Here is a 17,763-nt window from a genome sequence, read left to right as displayed (position 1 = left end):
GATAATAAAAACAATTACTTTTCCCACTTCATTACATATTCTCTTTCTCCGGTTTCTATGTCCAACTGTTCTTCAATGATATCATATCCCAATTTCTCATAAAACAGAACAGCATGTTCATTTTTAACGTATACCCTCAATGTTATTTCTCCATGTAATGCTTTGACATACTCCATCAACGATCTGCCGATGCCTCTTCCTTGTACTTCCGGTATCACAAACAGTGCAGCCAGATAGTTGTTCACCATTGCAACAAAACCTTGCACAACTTTACTTTCTTCCTCCTCGAATACATATATTTGGCTAAGTGGCAGATATTGATTACGCATATCCTCTTCTTTTCCAATCCAGTACAAAGCGGGAACAAAATGATGAGCAAGGATTGAAGCTTCCAGCCAAATACGCACCACTCTGTCAGTATCCTGAGAACTATAACATCTTATCATATTTTGACTTTAATCAATTGGTTCATTCTGAACTTTACTTATCTTTGCAAAGATACAATCATTTAATGATTAACCATAATAATTAAACGAAACATCTATGCACATTCATCACATTGCCCTATGGACAGCCCAGCTGGAAGAACTGAAGAATTTCTATATCCGTTACTTCAATGGTATTAGTAATGAAAAATATGTAAATTCACTAAAAGGTTTTGAATCTTATCTTATTAGTTTCAAATCAGGAGGGGCTCAAATAGAAATTATGCGCAGAAAGGATATCACAACACATCAACACACTGTCCCAAGTATAGGATTAGCTCACTTTTCTTTTTCGACAGGAAGTAAGGAAACTGTACTTAAACTTACCGAACAACTGCGTAAAGACGGTTTTACAATCGCCAGTGAGCCACGCATTACAGGTGATGGATTTTTTGAGAGTGCCATACTAGACCCAGATGGGAATATCGTCGAAATCACTATTTAGCACTACTTAATGATCTCCTTCAAAAGTTTCCACATAAATACAAGTTCCGACTAGTATGTACTAAAAAACGATAAAAGTAATACATACCTTCTATTTTTTCCTTATATTTGCATCCAAATTTTCTGCAAATAATGAAAATTAAGGAAATAGTAAGCGCCCTTGAACGATTCGCGCCTCTGCCATTGCAAGACGGATTTGATAATGCCGGCCTGCAAATCGGACTGACAGATGCGGAAGCAACAGGGGCTTTGTTGTGTCTTGACGTTACTGAAGCCGTACTGGATGAAGCGATAGTATCCGGATTGAACCTTGTTATATCGCATCACCCTCTTATCTTTAAAGGATATAAATCAATTACAGGAAAAGATTATATAGAGCGCTGTATCTTTAAAGCAATAAAAAACGATATTGTTATTTATTCGGCTCATACGAACTTAGATAATGTATCTGAAGGAGTGAACTTCAAAATAGCTGAAAAGATAGGACTTAAAAATGTCCGTATCCTCGAGCCTAAAGAAAACTGCTTGGTAAAATTGGTAACATTTGTACCACTAGCACAAGCTGAAATGGTTCGTAATGCTCTGTTCTCTGTTGGATGCGGTCATATAGGGAACTATGACTCGTGCAGTTACAACATTGAAGGAGAGGGGACATTCCGTGCCCAAGAAGGAGCAAATCCTTTTTCCGGAACCATTGGAGAACTACATAATGAAAAGGAAGTGCGAATTGAAACCATTTTTCCCGTATATAAAAGAGGAGAAGTCATACGTGCTTTGATTTCAGCTCATCCTTATGAAGAACCGGCATTTGATATTTATCCGTTACAGAATTCTTGGATACAGGTCGGTGCCGGAATAATAGGTGAGTTAGAAGCTCCTGAAAGTGAATTGGAATTTTTGAAACGCATCAAGAAAATATTCGAAGTCGGATGCTTGAAACATAATAAATTGACCGGCCGAGAAATTCAAACCGTTGCTTTATGTGGTGGAGCAGGTGCCTTCTTATTACCATTAGCTATTCGTAATAGAGCAGATGTTTTTATTACTGGAGAAATTAAATATCATGATTATTTCGGTCATGAATCTGATATTCTGATAGCAGAGATCGGACACTACGAAAGTGAACAGTATACAAAAGAAATTTTTTATTCCATAATCCGGGGTTTATTTCCTAATTTTACACTCCAATTGAGTAAAGTGAACACGAATCCCATAAAATATTTATAAAGTAATATGGCTAAAGAAGCAAAAAAAGATCCAAATGAGTTGACCGTGGAGCAAAAGTTAAAAACTTTATTCCAATTACAAACCATGCTATCTGAAATTGATAAAATCAAGACTTTAAGAGGTGAACTTCCTTTGGAAGTACAGGATCTTGAAGACGAAATCGCTGGTTTAAGCACTCGTATTGATAAGATCAAAGCTGAAGTAGATGAATTAAAATCAGCTATTGCGGGTAAAAGAGTAGAGATCGAAACCGCCAAAGCTTCGGTCGAGAAATATAAGTCACAACAGGACAATGTGCGTAACAATCGCGAATATGATTTTCTTACGAAAGAAATTGAATTCCAGACACTGGAAATAGAACTCTGTGAAAAAAGAATCAAGGAATTTACTGCTGAAGAACAAGAAAAATCAGAAGAAGTAGCAAAAAGCAATCTTGCATTGGAAGAGAGGCAGAAAGATCTTGACCAGAAGAAAAACGAGTTGGATGAAATTATCTCTGAGACTAAGCAGGAAGAAGAAAAATTGAGAGATAAAGCAAAAGACCTAGAAACAAAAATAGAACCACGCCTATTGCAATCTTTCAAACGTATACGTAAGAACTCACGCAACGGTTTGGGTATCGTATATGTGCAACGTGATGCCTGTGGTGGATGCTTCAACAAGATTCCACCTCAGAGACAGTTGGATATACGCTCACGCAAAAAGGTGATAGTTTGCGAATACTGTGGACGCATTATGATAGACCCGGAATTAGCAGGAGTAGAAATTGCCCCAAAATTAGAAGAAGTTCCAGCTCCAACCACCAAAAGAGCTATTCGCAGAAAGAGCGCTGAATAATAGATATATCTAAAATACTTTTATACATCACAACAAAAAGAGGGTCTATACACCCTCTTTTTTATTATCTGCCTACTATAAGTACTATAGCCTCACAAACCCAACCTTTTCATAAACAAACTCATAATTTAGTTGTTTCCTTTTCATTTCTTAATAGCCTAAGCTTATGAATATACGTATGTGGAGCTTACTGCTCTTTATGTTTCTTTATGCTGTAGCATCAGCACAGACAACGAATCGTTATTTGGATACCCCTTTACCTTCATCGTGGGAGGAGGGGGGAGAAGTGTTTCAACAAATGCTTCCTGTAAATGATCAATGGTGGAAATCATTTGGAGATCAGACTTTAGATTCGCTAATTGCCATTGCTATAGACCAAAATTACTCCGTTCTAACCGCTATTGATCGAATGAATATGGCAAAAGCCAATTTACGAATGGAACGAAGCAGTTTCTTCCCTTCACTAGGTATAAATGCAGGATGGACTAAACAACAAACAAGCGGTACTATCAGCGAACTACCTCAATCAACACAACATTATTATGATGCTACTTTAAACATGAACTGGGAACTGGATCTTTTTGGGAGTATCCGGCAACGCGTAAAGGCGCAAAAAGAAACTTTTGCCGCCAGCAAAGAAGAGTATACTGCTGTAATGGTCTCTTTGTCAGCACAAGTTGCTTCAGCATACATCAACTTGAGAGAGCTGCAACAAGAATTACAAGTGGTAGAAAAGAATTGTGCTTCGCAAGCCGCTGTACTAAAAATCACGGAAGTAAGATTTAATACAGGCCTCGTCTCAAAACTTGATGTAGCACAAGCAAAATCTGTATATTATAGTACTAAAGCATCCATTCCGCAACTGGAATCAGGTATTAACCAATATGTCAATACATTAGCTGTATTACTGGGAATGTATCCACAAGAAATACGTCCTTCACTTGAGCGGATAGGGGATTTACCCGATTACATGGAACCAATAAGCATTGGTTTACCAGCTGACCTGCTAATGAGAAGGCCTGATATACGGAGTGCCGAACGGCAAGTTAACGCTCAGGCTGCACTAGTAGGGGCATCTAAATCAGATTGGTTGCCACAGGTCTTTCTTAAAGGAGCTATTGGATTTTCATCAAAGGATTTTAAAGACATGTCTAACCATAAAAGTTTCACATATGAAATAGCCCCTTCTTTGACTTGGACTATATTCAGTGGAGGGAAATTGATGAATGCCACTAAATTGGCCAAAGCACAATTGGATGAATCTATCAATCAATTCAATCAGACTGTTTTAACTGCTATTCAGGAAACAGAAAATGCAATGACTTCATACAGCAATTCCATAAAGGAAATCGTTGCCTTGCGTGAAGTACGTAATCAAGGACAAGAAACATTAACCTTGTCTCTGGATCTTTATAAACAAGGTCTCACTCCTTTCCAAAATGTGTTGGACGCACAACGTTCATTATTAAGTTATGAGAATCAACTTGTACAAGCGCGAGGGAATTCTTTGTTACAGTTGATTGCCCTTTATCAAGCATTAGGTGGAGGGTGGAATAATTGATTTTATGAATTAAGAATAATAAATTACGGATTATGAAAAAACTAATGTATATCCTCCTCGTTTTGCCACTTCTTACAGGTTGTGGAAATAAAAAAGAAGCTACCGGAAGGACGATGCCTATACCTGAAATAAGCGTAGCCAAACCCATTATCAAAGATATCGTACTCACCCAAGATTATCCGGGTTATTTAACTGCAGAACAAACTGTAGATCTGGTCGCCCGTGTAAACGGTACATTGCAAGCGACTTCCTTTTCTCCAGGAAGCAAAGTAAAAAAGGGACAACTTTTGTTTATCATCGAACCGACCATCTACAAAGATAATGTAACACAAGCAGAAGCTGCGCTTAAAACAGCACAAGCCCAACTGACTTATGCACGAAATAACTATACCCGAATGCGAGAAGCTTTAAAAAGTGATGCGGTCAGCAGAATACAAGTGTTACAAGCCGAATCGGCAGTCGCAGAAGAAACTGCTGCAGTAAGTAATGCTGAAGCAGCTTTAAACACGGCTCGTACGAATTTGGGATATTGTTATATCCGGGCTCCTTTTGACGGAACCGTCAGCCGGAATACAGTCGATATCGGTAGCTATATCAGTGCTGCCATACAACCTGTTACGTTAGCTACTCTTTATAAAGATAACAAGATGTATACTTACTTCAATGTTGCAGACAATCAATGGCTTGCAATGTTAATGAGTAACAATCTCAGAACAGGAGTTAATAACGAAATGTCACAGCTTCCTAAAAATGTAACCGTAAAGTTGGGTAAAGACGGAAGCCAGACTTATCCGGGTACACTTGACTATTTATCACCTAATGTTGATATCAATACAGGAACACTTACGATCCGGGCCAACCTTGAAAATCCGGATGGATTGCTCAAAAGCGGATTATATGTCAGCATTACTCTTCCTTATGGTGAACAAAAACAGGCTCTATTAGTCAACTCCGCTTCAATCGGTACAGATCAATTAGGAAGATATCTCTATGTCGTAAATGACTCAGATATTGTAAATTACCGTCATGTTACCGTTGGACAGCTTATAGAAGATACTTTACAACAAATTACCAGTGGCTTATCCCCACAAGAACGATATGTTACAAAAGCATTGATGAAAGTAAGAGATGGAATGAAGATACATCCTTCTTCCAAATAAGGTCAGAAGTATCTGTCCTCATTAATAACTCTATTCAACAACCTTTTTAATTATTGACTTATGTTTTCAAAATTCTTCATCAACCGACCTATTTTTGCTACTGTTCTGGCACTTATTATTGTGGTAGCAGGTCTGGTGACACTAAATATATTGCCTGTTGCGCAATTTCCAGACATAACACCACCCACTGTACAGGTCTCTGCTTTCTACCCTGGAGCAAATGCCGAGACTGTAGCTCAAACAGTAGGTATCCCCATTGAACAACAAGTTAACGGTGTCGATGGAATGCTTTATATGTCATCCACTTCATCATCATCAGGTGCATATTCATTAACTATTACTTTTGCAGTAGGTACGGATGTGGATATGGCAACAGTACAAGTACAGAATCGGGTAAGTGTCGCTCAATCCTCGCTTCCCGAGCCTGTAATAGTACAGGGGGTCACAGTACAAAAGCAATCGTCAAATATCGTTATGTTCCTTACAATGTCTGCCCAAGATTCTATTTATAATGGACTTTATTTAACTAATTATGCTAAACTGAACTTAGTAGATCAATTAACACGAGTCCCTGGAGTTGGTGCCGTCAACGTAATGGGTGCAGGAGATTATTCCATGCGTATTTGGTTAGATCCTGAGGCAATGCGCATTCGTGGTATTTCTCCGGCAGAAGTCTATCAGGCTATTCAGGCTCAAAATATGGAAGTTAGTGCTGGAACTGTTGGTCAACCTATTGGGAAAAATAATACGAATGCATTTCAGTATAGTTTAAGTGTGAAGGGACGACTTTCTTCTCCCAATGAATTCGGGAATATCATTCTTCGAAGTGAGGAAGGAGGGAGGATGCTCCGATTAAAAGATGTAGCACGTATAGATCTCGGTTCAGGATCTTACAATGTTGTTTCCCAACTTCGTGGTAAGCCAACGGCTGCGATTGCTATTTATCAACAACCTGGTTCCAATTCATTGGATGTATCAAAAGGTGTAAAGGCCAAAATGCAAGAGCTTGCCACCAACTTTCCTTCAGGAGTTGAATATAGTGTTACATTAGATACAACAGATGTCATCAACGAATCTATCAACGAAGTATTAGTAACTTTTCTCGAAACAACTTTATTGGTAGTACTTGTCATATTTCTGTTCCTGCAAAACTGGCGTGCTGTCATTATTCCATGCCTTACCATTCCTGTATCTCTCATCGGTACACTTGCAGTAATGGCTGCTTTGGGATTCTCTATAAATACTTTGACATTATTCGGTTTAATATTAGCTGTAGCAATTGTAGTAGATGATGCCATAGTGGTAGTAGAAAATGCTTCACGGCTGTTGGAAACCGGTCAATATTCTCCACGTGAGGCTGTAACGAAAGCGATGGGAGAAATCACCGGTCCCATTGTTGGTGTGGTACTCGTACTTCTAGCTGTTTTTATTCCGACAACGCTGATCAGTGGTATTTCCGGACAATTGTATAAACAATTTGCCTTAACCATTGCTGCCTCTACAGTACTCAGTGGATTTAACTCATTAACTTTAACACCTGCACTTTGCGCTTTATTTCTAACCAAGAGTAAACCATCTAAATTTTTTATTTATAGAGGGTTTAATAAAGCATATGATAAAACGCAAGGACTATATGACCGTATAGTGAAATGGCTATTGGAACGACCGGTAACGGCTTTTATTTCATATGCTGTCTTCACTGCCATAGCAATCTTATTATTTACAAAATGGCCGTCTACTTTCGTTCCTGATGAAGACGACGGATACTTTATCGCTGTTGTACAACTGCCACCCGCATCTAGTTTGGAACGTACCCAAGCTGTTGGAAAACAGATTAATGCAATCCTTGATACTTATCCGGAAGTGAAAAACTATATCGGAATTTCCGGTTTCTCAATTATGGGTGGCGAACAGAGTAACTCAGGAACCTATTTTGTTGTTCTAAAACCATGGGGAGATAGAAAAGGCAAAGAACACACAGCTGCTGCAGTAGTTCAACGGTTCAATGAAATGGCATATGGTATACAAGAAGCTCAAATTTTTGCAATGGTGCCACCTGCTATACCTGGACTCGGAGCTACCGGAGGTTTGCAATTACAACTGGAAGATACCCGCAACCTAGGACCAACAGAAATGCAACAGGCTATTGGCACTTTACTAACTAATTATCGCTCCAAACCAGCATTAGCCTCTGTCAGTAGTCAATATCAGGCTAACGTCCCGCAATATTTTCTGAATATCGATCGAGACAAGGTACAATTTATGGGTATCCAATTGAACCAAGTTTTTTCTACATTAGGCTATTACATGGGGGCAGCCTATGTAAATGACTATGTACAATTCGGTCGGATCTATCAAGTAAAAATAGAAGCAAGTGATCAATCCCAAAAGGTAATTGACGATGTAATGAAACTCAGTGTTCCAAATGAAAAAGGAGAGATGGTGCCTTTCTCATCCTTCACTCAATTAGAAGAACAACTGGGACAGGATCAAATTAATCGTTATAATATGTACCAAACAGCCGCAGTAACATGTAATGTCGCTCCCGGACATTCTTCTGGAGAAGGTATCCAGCAAATGCAGGAATTAATTAGCGAGCAATTAGGAGGAGAGTTTGGTTATGAATGGACTTCTGTCGCTTACCAAGAAACACAGGCAGGAAGTACAACAACCATCGTTTTCCTTATGGCATTATTAGTAGCCTTCCTTGTATTAGCAGCTCAATATGAAAGTTGGACCAGCCCGATAGCTGCAATCATGGGATTACCAGTCGCTTTATTAGGTGCAATGATCGGTTGTTTCATTATGGGAACACCCGTAAGTATCTATACTCAAATCGGAATAATCTTACTTATTGCTCTTTCAGCAAAAAACGGTATTCTTATCGTAGAGTTTGCTCGAGATTTCAGAGCAGAAGGAAATTCGATCAGGGATGCAGCATATGAAGCAGGACATGTACGGTTAAGACCTATCTTAATGACATCCTTTGCCTTTGTATTAGGAGTAATGCCTTTGCTATTTGCAACCGGTGCAGGTGCAGAAAGCCGCATCGCCCTAGGAGCTGCAGTTGTATTCGGAATGGCAATGAATACCATTCTCGCCACAATTTATATTCCGAGCTTCTATGAATTAATGCAAAAGTGGCAGGAACGATTCTCACGCAAGAAAAAAAATACGCAAACTAACGAAACTGTAAAATAAAAAAAGAATTGGAATACAAATTACATTATCATATATCCATTATTTCGGTAATTTGTATTCCAATTCTTCTTGCTATAAATACTCATAATACTTTATAATCCGGAATATCATCAAGAAATGTATAACACTGATTATTATAATCCATCTTACAACAATAGTGATGCATACCATTACTTACTATCAAATAATCAACTCTCAATACCAAATTATAACGGGTTATCTGATCAAATACAGCTTGTGTTATATTGATATGTGGTGCTTTGTATTCTATAATCATCCTTGCTGTTAGATCCCTTCGGTATAATACGGTATCACAACGTTTCTTTGTACCATTTAAATTGAGTAATACCTCATTAGCCATTAACGCGCTCGGGTATTCTTTATAGTTAATAAGAAAATGAACAAAATGTTGCCGTACCCATTCTTCAGGTGTCAAGGCAACATATCGTTTACGAATCACATCGAAAATAACATTTTTTCCGTTTCGTGACACTATTTTTGTATCAAAGATAGGTAAGTTTAACGATAACATTTCGTATTTTTGTAAGTTAAATAATGGCTCTTTTAAAGAGCGCACAAATTTAATGAATCTTATGAAAACAAAAGAAGAAATCGTAACCAATTGGTTACCCCGGTATACAAAACGTAGTTTAGAGGATTTTGGAGAATATATTTTGTTGACAAACTTCAACAAGTATGTAGAAATATTTGCCGAAAAATTTAACGTACCTATATTAGGACGAGATGCAAACATGATATCCGCCAGTGCAGATGGCATTACCATCATCAATTTTGGTATGGGAAGCCCCAATGCGGCCATTATCATGGACCTATTAAGCGCCATTCATCCTAAAGCTTGTCTGTTTTTAGGTAAATGCGGTGGTATTGATAAAAAAAACAAAATAGGCGACCTTATTTTACCAATCGCTGCAATTCGTGGTGAAGGAACTTCGAACGATTATTTTCCCCCAGAAGTGCCTGCATTGCCAGCATTTATGCTCCAACGTGCCGTATCTTCTTCTATCCGTGACTACGCGCGTGATTATTGGACAGGAACTGTTTACACCACAAACCGCCGTATTTGGGAACACGATGATGCCTTTAAGGAATATCTGAAAAAGACCCGCGCCATGGCCGTTGATATGGAAACTGCAACTTTATTCAGTTGCGGTTTTGCCAACCACATACCGACAGGAGCATTGTTATTAGTTTCTGATCAACCTATGATTCCCGAAGGTGTAAAAACTGATAAAAGTGACAATATAGTTACCCAAAACTATGTAGAGGAACATGTAAAAATAGGAATTGATTCTCTACGTATGATTATTGATGAGAAAAAAACAGTAAAACACCTAAAGTTTGATTGGTAAACATAAAACAAACTAAAGTTTCTTGAAGGAAAATCTCAAGAAACTTTCAATTCATAAATTTTATATCAATGGCAAAACAAGAACTGAGTTGCGATGATATCCTCAAAGAATTGAGGGCAATGCAATATCGCCCTATTTATTACTTAATGGGGGAAGAATCATACTATATCGACTTGATCACTGATTACATCACAGAAAATGTATTGACTGAAACTGAAAAAGAATTTAATCTAACCATTCTATATGGTGCAGATGTTGATGTGGCTACTGTGATAAATGCTGCTAAACGCTATCCGATGATGTCAAAGTATCAAGTTGTAGTTGTAAAAGAAGCACAAGCCATTCGTAATATTGATGAATTATCTTTCTATTTACAGAAGCCACTACCTTCAACGATACTTGTCGTATGTCATAAGCACGGAGTTTTAGATAAAAGAAAAAAATTAGCTGCAGAAGTTGAAAAGACAGGTATTTTATTTGAATCGAAAAAGATAAAAGAATCACAGCTACCTGCTTTTACCAGTTCATATATGAAGAAAAAGGGGATTGATATGGATCCAAAGGCAACCGCTATGCTGGCTGATTTTGTAGGTACTGACCTGAGCCGTTTAACGGGAGAATTGGAGAAACTTATCATCACACTTCCTGTAGGACAGCACCGTATTACACCAGAACAAATAGAGCGGAACATAGGTATTAGTAAAGACTATAATAATTTCGAATTACGTAGCGCTTTAGTAGAAAAAGATATTCTCAAAGCAAATAAAATAATAAAATACTTTGAAGAAAATCCAAAAACCAATCCTATTCAAATGAGTCTCTCTTTGCTTTTTGGATTTTACTCTAATTTAATGCTAGCATATTATTCTCCTGAAAAAACAGAACAAGGAATAGCTAATTGGTTAGGATTAAGATCTCCTTGGGCTGCCCGAGATTATCTCATTGCTATGCGACGTTACAGTGGAGTAAAGGTCATGCAAATTATTGGGGAAATACGATATGCAGATGCAAAATCCAAAGGTATAAATAACAACTCTGCAAATGATGGAGATATTCTTCGCGAATTGGTGTTTAATATTCTCCACTAATTAAACCTAATACTACACATCTAAATTTTCACTATGTAAATTTTGAATTTGTCCGTAACCTTGATGCCTATTTGATCTTCACCCTAACCCTATCATCTTGCTTCATTATAGGGTGTATATAGGCATCAAAAAAGTGAACATATCATAATACATATCCTCATCTATTTCAAAAAATACCTTTCTATAAAAATCTGAATACATAATCTTTATTTCTCTTTTAAGTATATCTTAAATGAACAAATAATAAACTCTATAATTAAACGAAAATAGTTTATGATCTAATAATATATATATTGATTAAGTTCAATATATTTCCATACTTATTCTACACATCACAATCATTAATCATTTATTTTCAAATATATACAATATACCATTTAAAACTTAAACCTATATTACATTCTAAAATCATTACAATAAGTGATCACAATATTATGAATATCAATAGATTAATTATTTATTAACATCTATAGAATCAAAAAAAAGAAAGCATATGTAAGATTGTATATAAAAGTTACAGAGATTTTTAATTAAAAAGGAATATTTGATATATAAGTAAATAATTTTTATTTGTATAGCAGAGTTTTATTGATGATATTTAATTCATTACCTCTGACAATTATTTACTTATGTAAATAATTAAATTAACAACAATACTATTAACGATTGAAATATATCACAATCGAAATAATCACAACCGATTCACGTTTATAATATAGATGTATCGCAAAAAATAATCCTGATAAACATATGTAATAATAAGATGGTTAACATTTCTATCTATTGCAACTATAATACTATAAATCACTAAATTATAATATTATACTCAATAAAAGATACAATTATTTATGCATGAAAGCAGTAAACGAGTGTGATCATCATTAAATATGAAAATAAATAAATAGTAAACTACTTTATATTAAATGATTAATCATTTAATATAAACTTTCACTTTAATATAAAATATACTTTTCATATATACAACCATAAACGTAAATCACAATCGAAATATAATATTAACGATCGTAATATTTTAAATATTCACACTTTTAATTTGCTAATGTAAAATCATATATTTACCTTTGTAATCCCCTAGTACAAGGTACACATATGTAAATATACACAAATATAAGCCATTTGTAAAAATAGAAAAATATGGATATTAAAGATAGAATTAAAATGATTATGGAGCATGAACAAATGACAGCTGCGGCATTTGCTGAAAGCATCGGAGTGGCTCAAGCAACTATTTCTCACACTTTGGGAGATCGTAATAAATACCCCAGTACTGACTTTATCATGCGCCTACATGATAAATACAACCATATCAGTTTGGATTGGCTTTTAACAGGAAAAGGGACAATGACCGGTGAAGAAGAAGTCTCAATATCTCCAAAAAAGGAAAATTACCCACTTTTCGCTTCTGAGAATCCACTAAATTCTGGCAATGGGACAAATATTTCAGAAAATCGCAAGGAAATCCCCTTAGAAAAGCCATTAAACACCCCTAAAGATATTGTAAAACAAGAGATTATATACAAAGAAAGACCTGCACGAAAAATCACTGAAATAAGAATTTTTTTCGATGATAATACATATGAAACCTTTCGCCCTGAAAAATAAAAAGGATAACCGAGAGTTTACACATTTTCCCGTATCTTTGCAATCAAAATATAAATTTAAACTCAGTATATGAAAAAATTTATTTTAGACTTGACAGTAACTGAGAACCTCCAACTACATACAAATTATGTGTTGTTAAAGCTAACATCTCAGTCACTACTCCCCGAAATGTTACCGGGACAATTTGCAGAAATACGGATTGACGGCTCTCCATCAACTTTTTTACGCCGTCCAATCTCTATTAATTATGTAGACCGAAAAAGAAATGAAGTATGGTTTTTAATTCAACTTGTGGGTGATGGAACACACCAATTAGCAAAAGCCAAACAAGGAGACGTAATCAATGCTATAATGCCCTTAGGCAATTATTTTACAATACCGGAAAATCCTTCTAATAAACTTTTATTAGTAGGCGGTGGCGTAGGAATAGCCCCAATGCTTTATTTAGGTGAACAACTTGCTAAAAATGATTGTAAACCCACTTTTCTTTTAGGAGCACGCACGGATAAAGATCTCTTGCAGTTAAATGATTTTTCTGCATATGGAGAAGTTTATACTACAACGGAGGATGGAAGTTACGGTGAGAAAGGATACGTTACCCAACACTCCATCTTAAAAAAGATACAATTTGAACAAATTTATACTTGTGGTCCCAAACCGATGATGATGGCAATAGCTAAATATGCAAAGAGTAATAATATACCATGTGAAGTGTCATTAGAGAATATGATGGCATGCGGTATCGGTGCTTGCCTTTGTTGTGTAGAAAATACCGATGAAGGTAATCTGTGTGTCTGTAAAGAAGGACCTGTTTTTAATATAAATAAACTACTATGGCAAATTTAAAAGTAAACATAGGTGAATTACAAATGAAAAATCCGGTAATGACTGCTTCAGGCACATTCGGATACGGTGAAGAGTTTGCCGATTTCATTGATATTGCGCGAATAGGTGGTATTATTGTAAAGGGAACGACCCTTCACAATCGTGAAGGAAATCCATACCCGCGTATGGCAGAGACCCCTTCTGGTATGTTAAATGCTGTGGGACTGCAAAATAAGGGTGTACATTATTTCACTGAACATATATATCCACGTATTAAAGATGTTCAGACAAATATGATTGTAAATGTCTCCGGATCCGCTATAGAAGACTACATGGAAACGGCTCAAATTATTAATGAACTTGACAAAATTTCTGCCATAGAGTTAAACATTTCATGCCCTAATGTAAAACAAGGAGGTATGGCTTTTGGAGTTACTTCTAAAGGTGCCGAAGAAGTAGTAAAAGCAGTACGATCAGTTTACAAAAAAACACTCATCGTTAAATTATCACCAAACGTAACTAATATTACAGAAATAGCCCTTGCCGCAGAAGCAGGAGGTGCCGATAGTATTTCATTAATTAATACATTACTCGGTATGGCTATTGATGCCGAACGTAGACGACCTGTCTTATCAACAATAACAGGTGGATTGTCCGGAGCTGCGGTAAAACCCATTGCATTACGCATGGTTTGGCAAGTAGCAAGAGCGGTAAATATTCCTGTCATTGGATTGGGTGGCATAATGAATTGGAAAGACGCAGTAGAATTTTTACTAGCAGGAGCAACGGCTATTCAGATCGGTACTGCAAATTTTATAGATCCTGAAGTTACCATCAAAGTAATAGATGGTATAAATAATTACCTAGATAGACATAAATTCGAATCTGTCGATGAAATTATAGGTGCATTAGAGGTATAATTGAAAACATACAATAACCCTTCGCAGGGTTTAAGATAGAGAATTGCTATTTCCATTAAATGCAAGTATTTGAATTAAGAGTGTCAATAAGCAAACTTAGATAAGCCTTTTTTACACTACTGAAATAATTGATCCTTTACTTAAAATGCATAAATAAAAAAAGAGGAAGATAAACACATCATCATCTTCCTCTTTTTTATTTACACCTTAGATTATTCTTTTAATAAGTCCGGCCGTAGCATTTTGGTACGTTCCAATGACTGTTGCAATTCCCACTCTTTTATTTTTGCCTCATGACCTGATAAAAGAATCTCCGGCACCTTCCATCCATTATATTCTGCTGGTCGTGTATAAACTGGAGCTGCCAGCAAATTATCTTGAAAAGAATCGGAAAGAGCAGATTGCTCATCTGATATCACTCCTGGAATAATTCGAATAATGGCATCTGATATTACAGCCGCAGCTAATTCTCCACCCGTCAATACATAATCACCAATACTTATTTCCTTCGTTATAAAATGTTCTCGAATACGATAATCAATTCCCTTGAAATGTCCACAAAGAATTATAAGATTTTCCGCTAATGAGAGACTATTAGCCATTTTCTGATCAAATTGCCCACCATCCGGAGTCGTGAATATAATTTCATCATATTCACGCTCTGCTTTCAGAGCATTTATGCAACGTTCAATAGGCTCTATTTTCATCACCATACCTGCAAATCCCCCGAAAGGATAATCATCGACACGTCTATATTTATCCTCAGTATAATCGCGGAGATTATGAATATGAATTTCTGCCAAGCCTTTGTTTTGAGCACGTTTCATTATAGAGCAACTGAAGAAACCTTCAATCATCTCTGGAAGAACAGTTATTATATCAATGCGCATAATCTTTAATTTTCCGCAAAATTACAAATATTAAAAGATAAACCTGTATTTTTGCCTGAAACAATCTTGGAAATTATGACTGTAAAAGAAAAAATAGAAAATCTTCGTGCCGAACTTCACCGGCATAATTATAATTATTATATCCAAAATGCTCCTGAGATTTCAGACAAAGAGTTTGATGACATGATGCATGAACTGCAAAACTTGGAACAAGAACATCCCGAATACAAAGATGATACCTCGCCAACCATGCGTGTTGGCAGCGATCTGAATAAAAACTTCACTCAGTATTCACACAAATATCCGATGTTGTCACTAGGAAACACATATTCTGAAAACGAAGTTGCCGAATTCTATGAGCGGGCAAAGAAATCTTTGAATGAAGATTTCGAGATGTGTTGTGAAATGAAATATGACGGAACTTCCATTTCCTTGACTTATGAAGATGGCAAATTAGTCCGCGCAGTAACACGGGGTGACGGGGAAAAAGGAGACGATGTAACAGACAATGTAAAAACAATCCGATCAATCCCGCTTGTGTTACATGGAAATAATTATCCAAAATCGTTTGAGATCCGCGGAGAGATATTGATGCCTTGGGAAGTATTCGAAGAATTAAACCGCGAAAAAGAATCCCGCGAGGAATCTTTATTCGCTAATCCTAGAAACGCGGCATCTGGAACTTTGAAACTACAAAACTCTTCAATTGTAGCCTCTCGCAAACTCGATGCATATTTCTATTATTTACTGGGAGAAGAACTACCTTATGACGGTCATTACGAAAATCTACAAGCAGCATCCACTTGGGGATTCAAAATTTCAAAGGCTATGCGTAAATGTCATTCTCTGGAAGAAATTTTTGATTACATCAAATATTGGGATGTAGAAAGAAAAAATCTACCTGTAGCAACGGATGGTATCGTATTAAAAGTAAATAGCTTAAAACAGCAGAAAAATTTAGGATTTACGGCTAAATCTCCGCGATGGGCTATAGCATATAAATTTCAGGCAGAACGGGCACTTACCAGACTTAACTTAGTCACATACCAAGTGGGACGGACAGGTGCCGTTACCCCGGTTGCCAATCTCGATCCGGTACAATTATCAGGCACCATTGTTAAACGTGCATCTTTGCACAACGCTGATATTATTGATGGACTTGATCTTCATATCGGAGACATGGTATATGTTGAGAAAGGTGGCGAAATTATTCCCAAAATTACGGGAGTTGATACAGAAGCACGTTCTTTCATGCTTGGTGAGAAAGTTAAGTTTATTACGAACTGTCCAGAATGCGGAAGCAAACTAATCAGATATGAAGGAGAAGCTGCGCATTATTGCCCAAATGAGACAGCCTGTCCACCACAAATCAAAGGCAAAATAGAACATTTCATAAGTAGAAAAGCCATGAATATAGACGGTTTAGGGCCTGAAACAGTAGATATGTTTTATCGTATCGGGCTCATCAAAAACACCGCAGACCTCTATAAATTAACCGTTAATGACATAAAAGGGTTGGAACGAATGGGTGAAAAGTCAGCAGAAAATATTATTAACGGTATAGCGCAAAGCCGGGAAGTTCCATTTGAACGAGTTATTTTTGCATTAGGAATCCGTTTTGTGGGTGAGACAGTTGCAAAAAAAATAGCAAAAGCTTTCAAAAACATAGAAGCATTGGAGAAGGCAAATTCAGAATCACTAGTAAGTGTCGATGAAATCGGAGAAAGAATAGCTCAAAGTATACTAAGTTATTTCGCTAATGAATCAAACCGAGAATTGGTTAACCAATTAAAAGCAGCAGGTTTACAATTCCAACTCAGCGAAGAGGATTTAAGTAATCATACTGACAAACTTGCTGGACAATCCATTGTTATTAGTGGTGTATTCACTCATCATTCACGTGATGAATACAAAGATATTATTGAAAGAAATGGAGGCAAGAATGTGGGAAGTATTTCAACAAAGACCAGTTTTATATTAGCAGGTGAAAACATGGGGCCAGCAAAACTTGAAAAAGCCAATAAACTTGGTATAAAGCTAATGAACGAAGAGGAGTTTTTAGATCTTATTTCGTAACATTTTCATGCCAGATTCTTATTTTATATAATATTTTTGCCGGGAAAATTGAAATT

The 17,763-nt window shown here is 36.5% G+C and carries 15 protein-coding genes; 12 read left to right on the top strand and 3 right to left on the bottom strand.

The window, feature by feature from the left end:
• Window positions 1-14: 14 nt before the first annotated feature.
• Complete coding sequence (locus H8744_RS14500) at window positions 15-446, bottom strand: N-acetyltransferase (RefSeq protein WP_262435512.1); 432 nt, start codon at window positions 444-446, stop codon at window positions 15-17.
• A gap of 97 nt (window positions 447-543) precedes the next feature.
• On the opposite strand from H8744_RS14500, the gene H8744_RS14495 reads away from it, so the two are divergent.
• The 6 genes from H8744_RS14495 (at window position 544) to H8744_RS14470 (ending at window position 8,915) form a co-directional block, all read left to right on the top strand.
• Entirely contained in the window at window positions 544-930 is a 387-nt protein-coding gene (locus tag H8744_RS14495) for a VOC family protein (protein WP_262435511.1), read from the top strand.
• A 131-nt stretch (window positions 931-1,061) separates the two neighbouring features.
• Complete coding sequence (locus H8744_RS14490) at window positions 1,062-2,156, top strand: Nif3-like dinuclear metal center hexameric protein (RefSeq protein ID WP_262435510.1); 1,095 nt, start codon at window positions 1,062-1,064, stop codon at window positions 2,154-2,156.
• 6 nt (window positions 2,157-2,162) lie between these two features.
• A complete protein-coding gene (locus H8744_RS14485; RefSeq protein ID WP_262435509.1) occupies window positions 2,163-2,993 on the top strand; it encodes a zinc ribbon domain-containing protein in 831 nt (276 codons plus the stop codon).
• Window positions 2,994-3,159: 166 nt separating this feature from the next.
• Complete coding sequence (locus tag H8744_RS14480; RefSeq protein WP_262435508.1) at window positions 3,160-4,554, top strand: efflux transporter outer membrane subunit; 1,395 nt, start codon at window positions 3,160-3,162, stop codon at window positions 4,552-4,554.
• A 32-nt stretch (window positions 4,555-4,586) separates the two neighbouring features.
• Window positions 4,587-5,714: an efflux RND transporter periplasmic adaptor subunit gene (locus H8744_RS14475; RefSeq protein ID WP_262435507.1), complete on the top strand. Its 1,128-nt coding sequence runs from the start codon at window positions 4,587-4,589 to the stop codon at window positions 5,712-5,714.
• 60 nt (window positions 5,715-5,774) lie between these two features.
• Window positions 5,775-8,915 carry an efflux RND transporter permease subunit gene (locus tag H8744_RS14470; protein ID WP_262435506.1) on the top strand — a complete coding sequence of 1,047 codons (3,141 nt, stop codon included), beginning with the start codon at window positions 5,775-5,777 and terminating at the stop codon, window positions 8,913-8,915.
• 82 nt (window positions 8,916-8,997) lie between these two features.
• Here H8744_RS14470 and H8744_RS14465 read toward each other — a convergent pair whose 3' ends face one another.
• Window positions 8,998-9,447, bottom strand: a complete 450-nt coding sequence (locus tag H8744_RS14465) for a type I restriction enzyme HsdR N-terminal domain-containing protein (protein ID WP_305067507.1) — start codon at window positions 9,445-9,447, stop codon at window positions 8,998-9,000.
• Window positions 9,448-9,508: 61 nt separating this feature from the next.
• Between H8744_RS14465 and H8744_RS14460 the strand changes: the two genes are divergently transcribed.
• The 5 genes from H8744_RS14460 to H8744_RS14440 all read left to right on the top strand — a co-directional run bounded on the left by H8744_RS14460 (window position 9,509) and on the right by H8744_RS14440 (window position 14,741).
• The gene (locus H8744_RS14460) at window positions 9,509-10,285 is read left to right on the top strand and encodes an AMP nucleosidase (protein ID WP_262435504.1); all 777 of its coding nucleotides are present in this window, start codon (window positions 9,509-9,511) and stop codon (window positions 10,283-10,285) included.
• A 68-nt stretch (window positions 10,286-10,353) separates the two neighbouring features.
• A complete protein-coding gene (gene holA, locus H8744_RS14455) occupies window positions 10,354-11,373 on the top strand; it encodes a DNA polymerase III subunit delta (protein WP_262435503.1) in 1,020 nt (339 codons plus the stop codon).
• 1,155 nt (window positions 11,374-12,528) lie between these two features.
• A complete protein-coding gene (locus H8744_RS14450; RefSeq protein WP_262435502.1) occupies window positions 12,529-12,996 on the top strand; it encodes a helix-turn-helix domain-containing protein in 468 nt (155 codons plus the stop codon).
• Window positions 12,997-13,065: 69 nt separating this feature from the next.
• Entirely contained in the window at window positions 13,066-13,842 is a 777-nt protein-coding gene (locus H8744_RS14445; RefSeq protein WP_262435501.1) for a dihydroorotate dehydrogenase electron transfer subunit, read from the top strand.
• Window positions 13,830-14,741 (top strand): dihydroorotate dehydrogenase, encoded by a 912-nt coding sequence (locus H8744_RS14440; RefSeq protein ID WP_262435500.1) that lies wholly within the window; start codon window positions 13,830-13,832, stop codon window positions 14,739-14,741. The genes H8744_RS14445 and H8744_RS14440 overlap by 13 nt, the downstream gene beginning before the upstream one ends.
• A 212-nt stretch (window positions 14,742-14,953) precedes the next feature.
• On the opposite strand, the gene trmD is transcribed toward H8744_RS14440, so the two are convergent.
• Window positions 14,954-15,631 (bottom strand): tRNA (guanosine(37)-N1)-methyltransferase TrmD, encoded by a 678-nt coding sequence (gene trmD, locus H8744_RS14435; protein WP_262435499.1) that lies wholly within the window; start codon window positions 15,629-15,631, stop codon window positions 14,954-14,956.
• A 75-nt stretch (window positions 15,632-15,706) separates the two neighbouring features.
• Between trmD and ligA the strand changes: the two genes are divergently transcribed.
• Window positions 15,707-17,707, top strand: coding sequence for an NAD-dependent DNA ligase LigA (gene ligA, locus H8744_RS14430; protein ID WP_262435498.1), 2,001 nt, complete (start codon window positions 15,707-15,709; stop codon window positions 17,705-17,707).
• Window positions 17,708-17,763: the final 56 nt, after the last annotated feature.

Source organism: Jilunia laotingensis, assembly GCF_014385165.1.
GTDB classification, from domain to species: Bacteria; Bacteroidota; Bacteroidia; order Bacteroidales; family Bacteroidaceae; genus Bacteroides; species Bacteroides laotingensis.
The sequence above is the reverse complement of the archived record's forward strand: the minus strand, read 5'-3'. Positions and strand labels throughout refer to the sequence as shown.

Coding starts and splice junctions, on each gene's coding strand:
- trmD (WP_262435499.1), bottom strand. CDS start 15,631: ATGCGCATTGATATAATAACTGTTCTTCCAGAGATGATTGAAGGTTTC.
- H8744_RS14490 (WP_262435510.1), top strand. CDS start 1,062: ATGAAAATTAAGGAAATAGTAAGCGCCCTTGAACGATTCGCGCCTCTG.
- H8744_RS14475 (WP_262435507.1), top strand. CDS start 4,587: ATGAAAAAACTAATGTATATCCTCCTCGTTTTGCCACTTCTTACAGGT.
- H8744_RS14445 (WP_262435501.1), top strand. CDS start 13,066: ATGAAAAAATTTATTTTAGACTTGACAGTAACTGAGAACCTCCAACTA.
- H8744_RS14480 (WP_262435508.1), top strand. CDS start 3,160: ATGAATATACGTATGTGGAGCTTACTGCTCTTTATGTTTCTTTATGCT.
- H8744_RS14500 (WP_262435512.1), bottom strand. CDS start 446: ATGATAAGATGTTATAGTTCTCAGGATACTGACAGAGTGGTGCGTATT.
- ligA (WP_262435498.1), top strand. CDS start 15,707: ATGACTGTAAAAGAAAAAATAGAAAATCTTCGTGCCGAACTTCACCGG.
- H8744_RS14470 (WP_262435506.1), top strand. CDS start 5,775: ATGTTTTCAAAATTCTTCATCAACCGACCTATTTTTGCTACTGTTCTG.
- H8744_RS14450 (WP_262435502.1), top strand. CDS start 12,529: ATGGATATTAAAGATAGAATTAAAATGATTATGGAGCATGAACAAATG.
- H8744_RS14440 (WP_262435500.1), top strand. CDS start 13,830: ATGGCAAATTTAAAAGTAAACATAGGTGAATTACAAATGAAAAATCCG.
- H8744_RS14460 (WP_262435504.1), top strand. CDS start 9,509: ATGAAAACAAAAGAAGAAATCGTAACCAATTGGTTACCCCGGTATACA.
- H8744_RS14485 (WP_262435509.1), top strand. CDS start 2,163: ATGGCTAAAGAAGCAAAAAAAGATCCAAATGAGTTGACCGTGGAGCAA.
- H8744_RS14495 (WP_262435511.1), top strand. CDS start 544: ATGCACATTCATCACATTGCCCTATGGACAGCCCAGCTGGAAGAACTG.
- holA (WP_262435503.1), top strand. CDS start 10,354: ATGGCAAAACAAGAACTGAGTTGCGATGATATCCTCAAAGAATTGAGG.
- H8744_RS14465 (WP_305067507.1), bottom strand. CDS start 9,447: ATGTTATCGTTAAACTTACCTATCTTTGATACAAAAATAGTGTCACGA.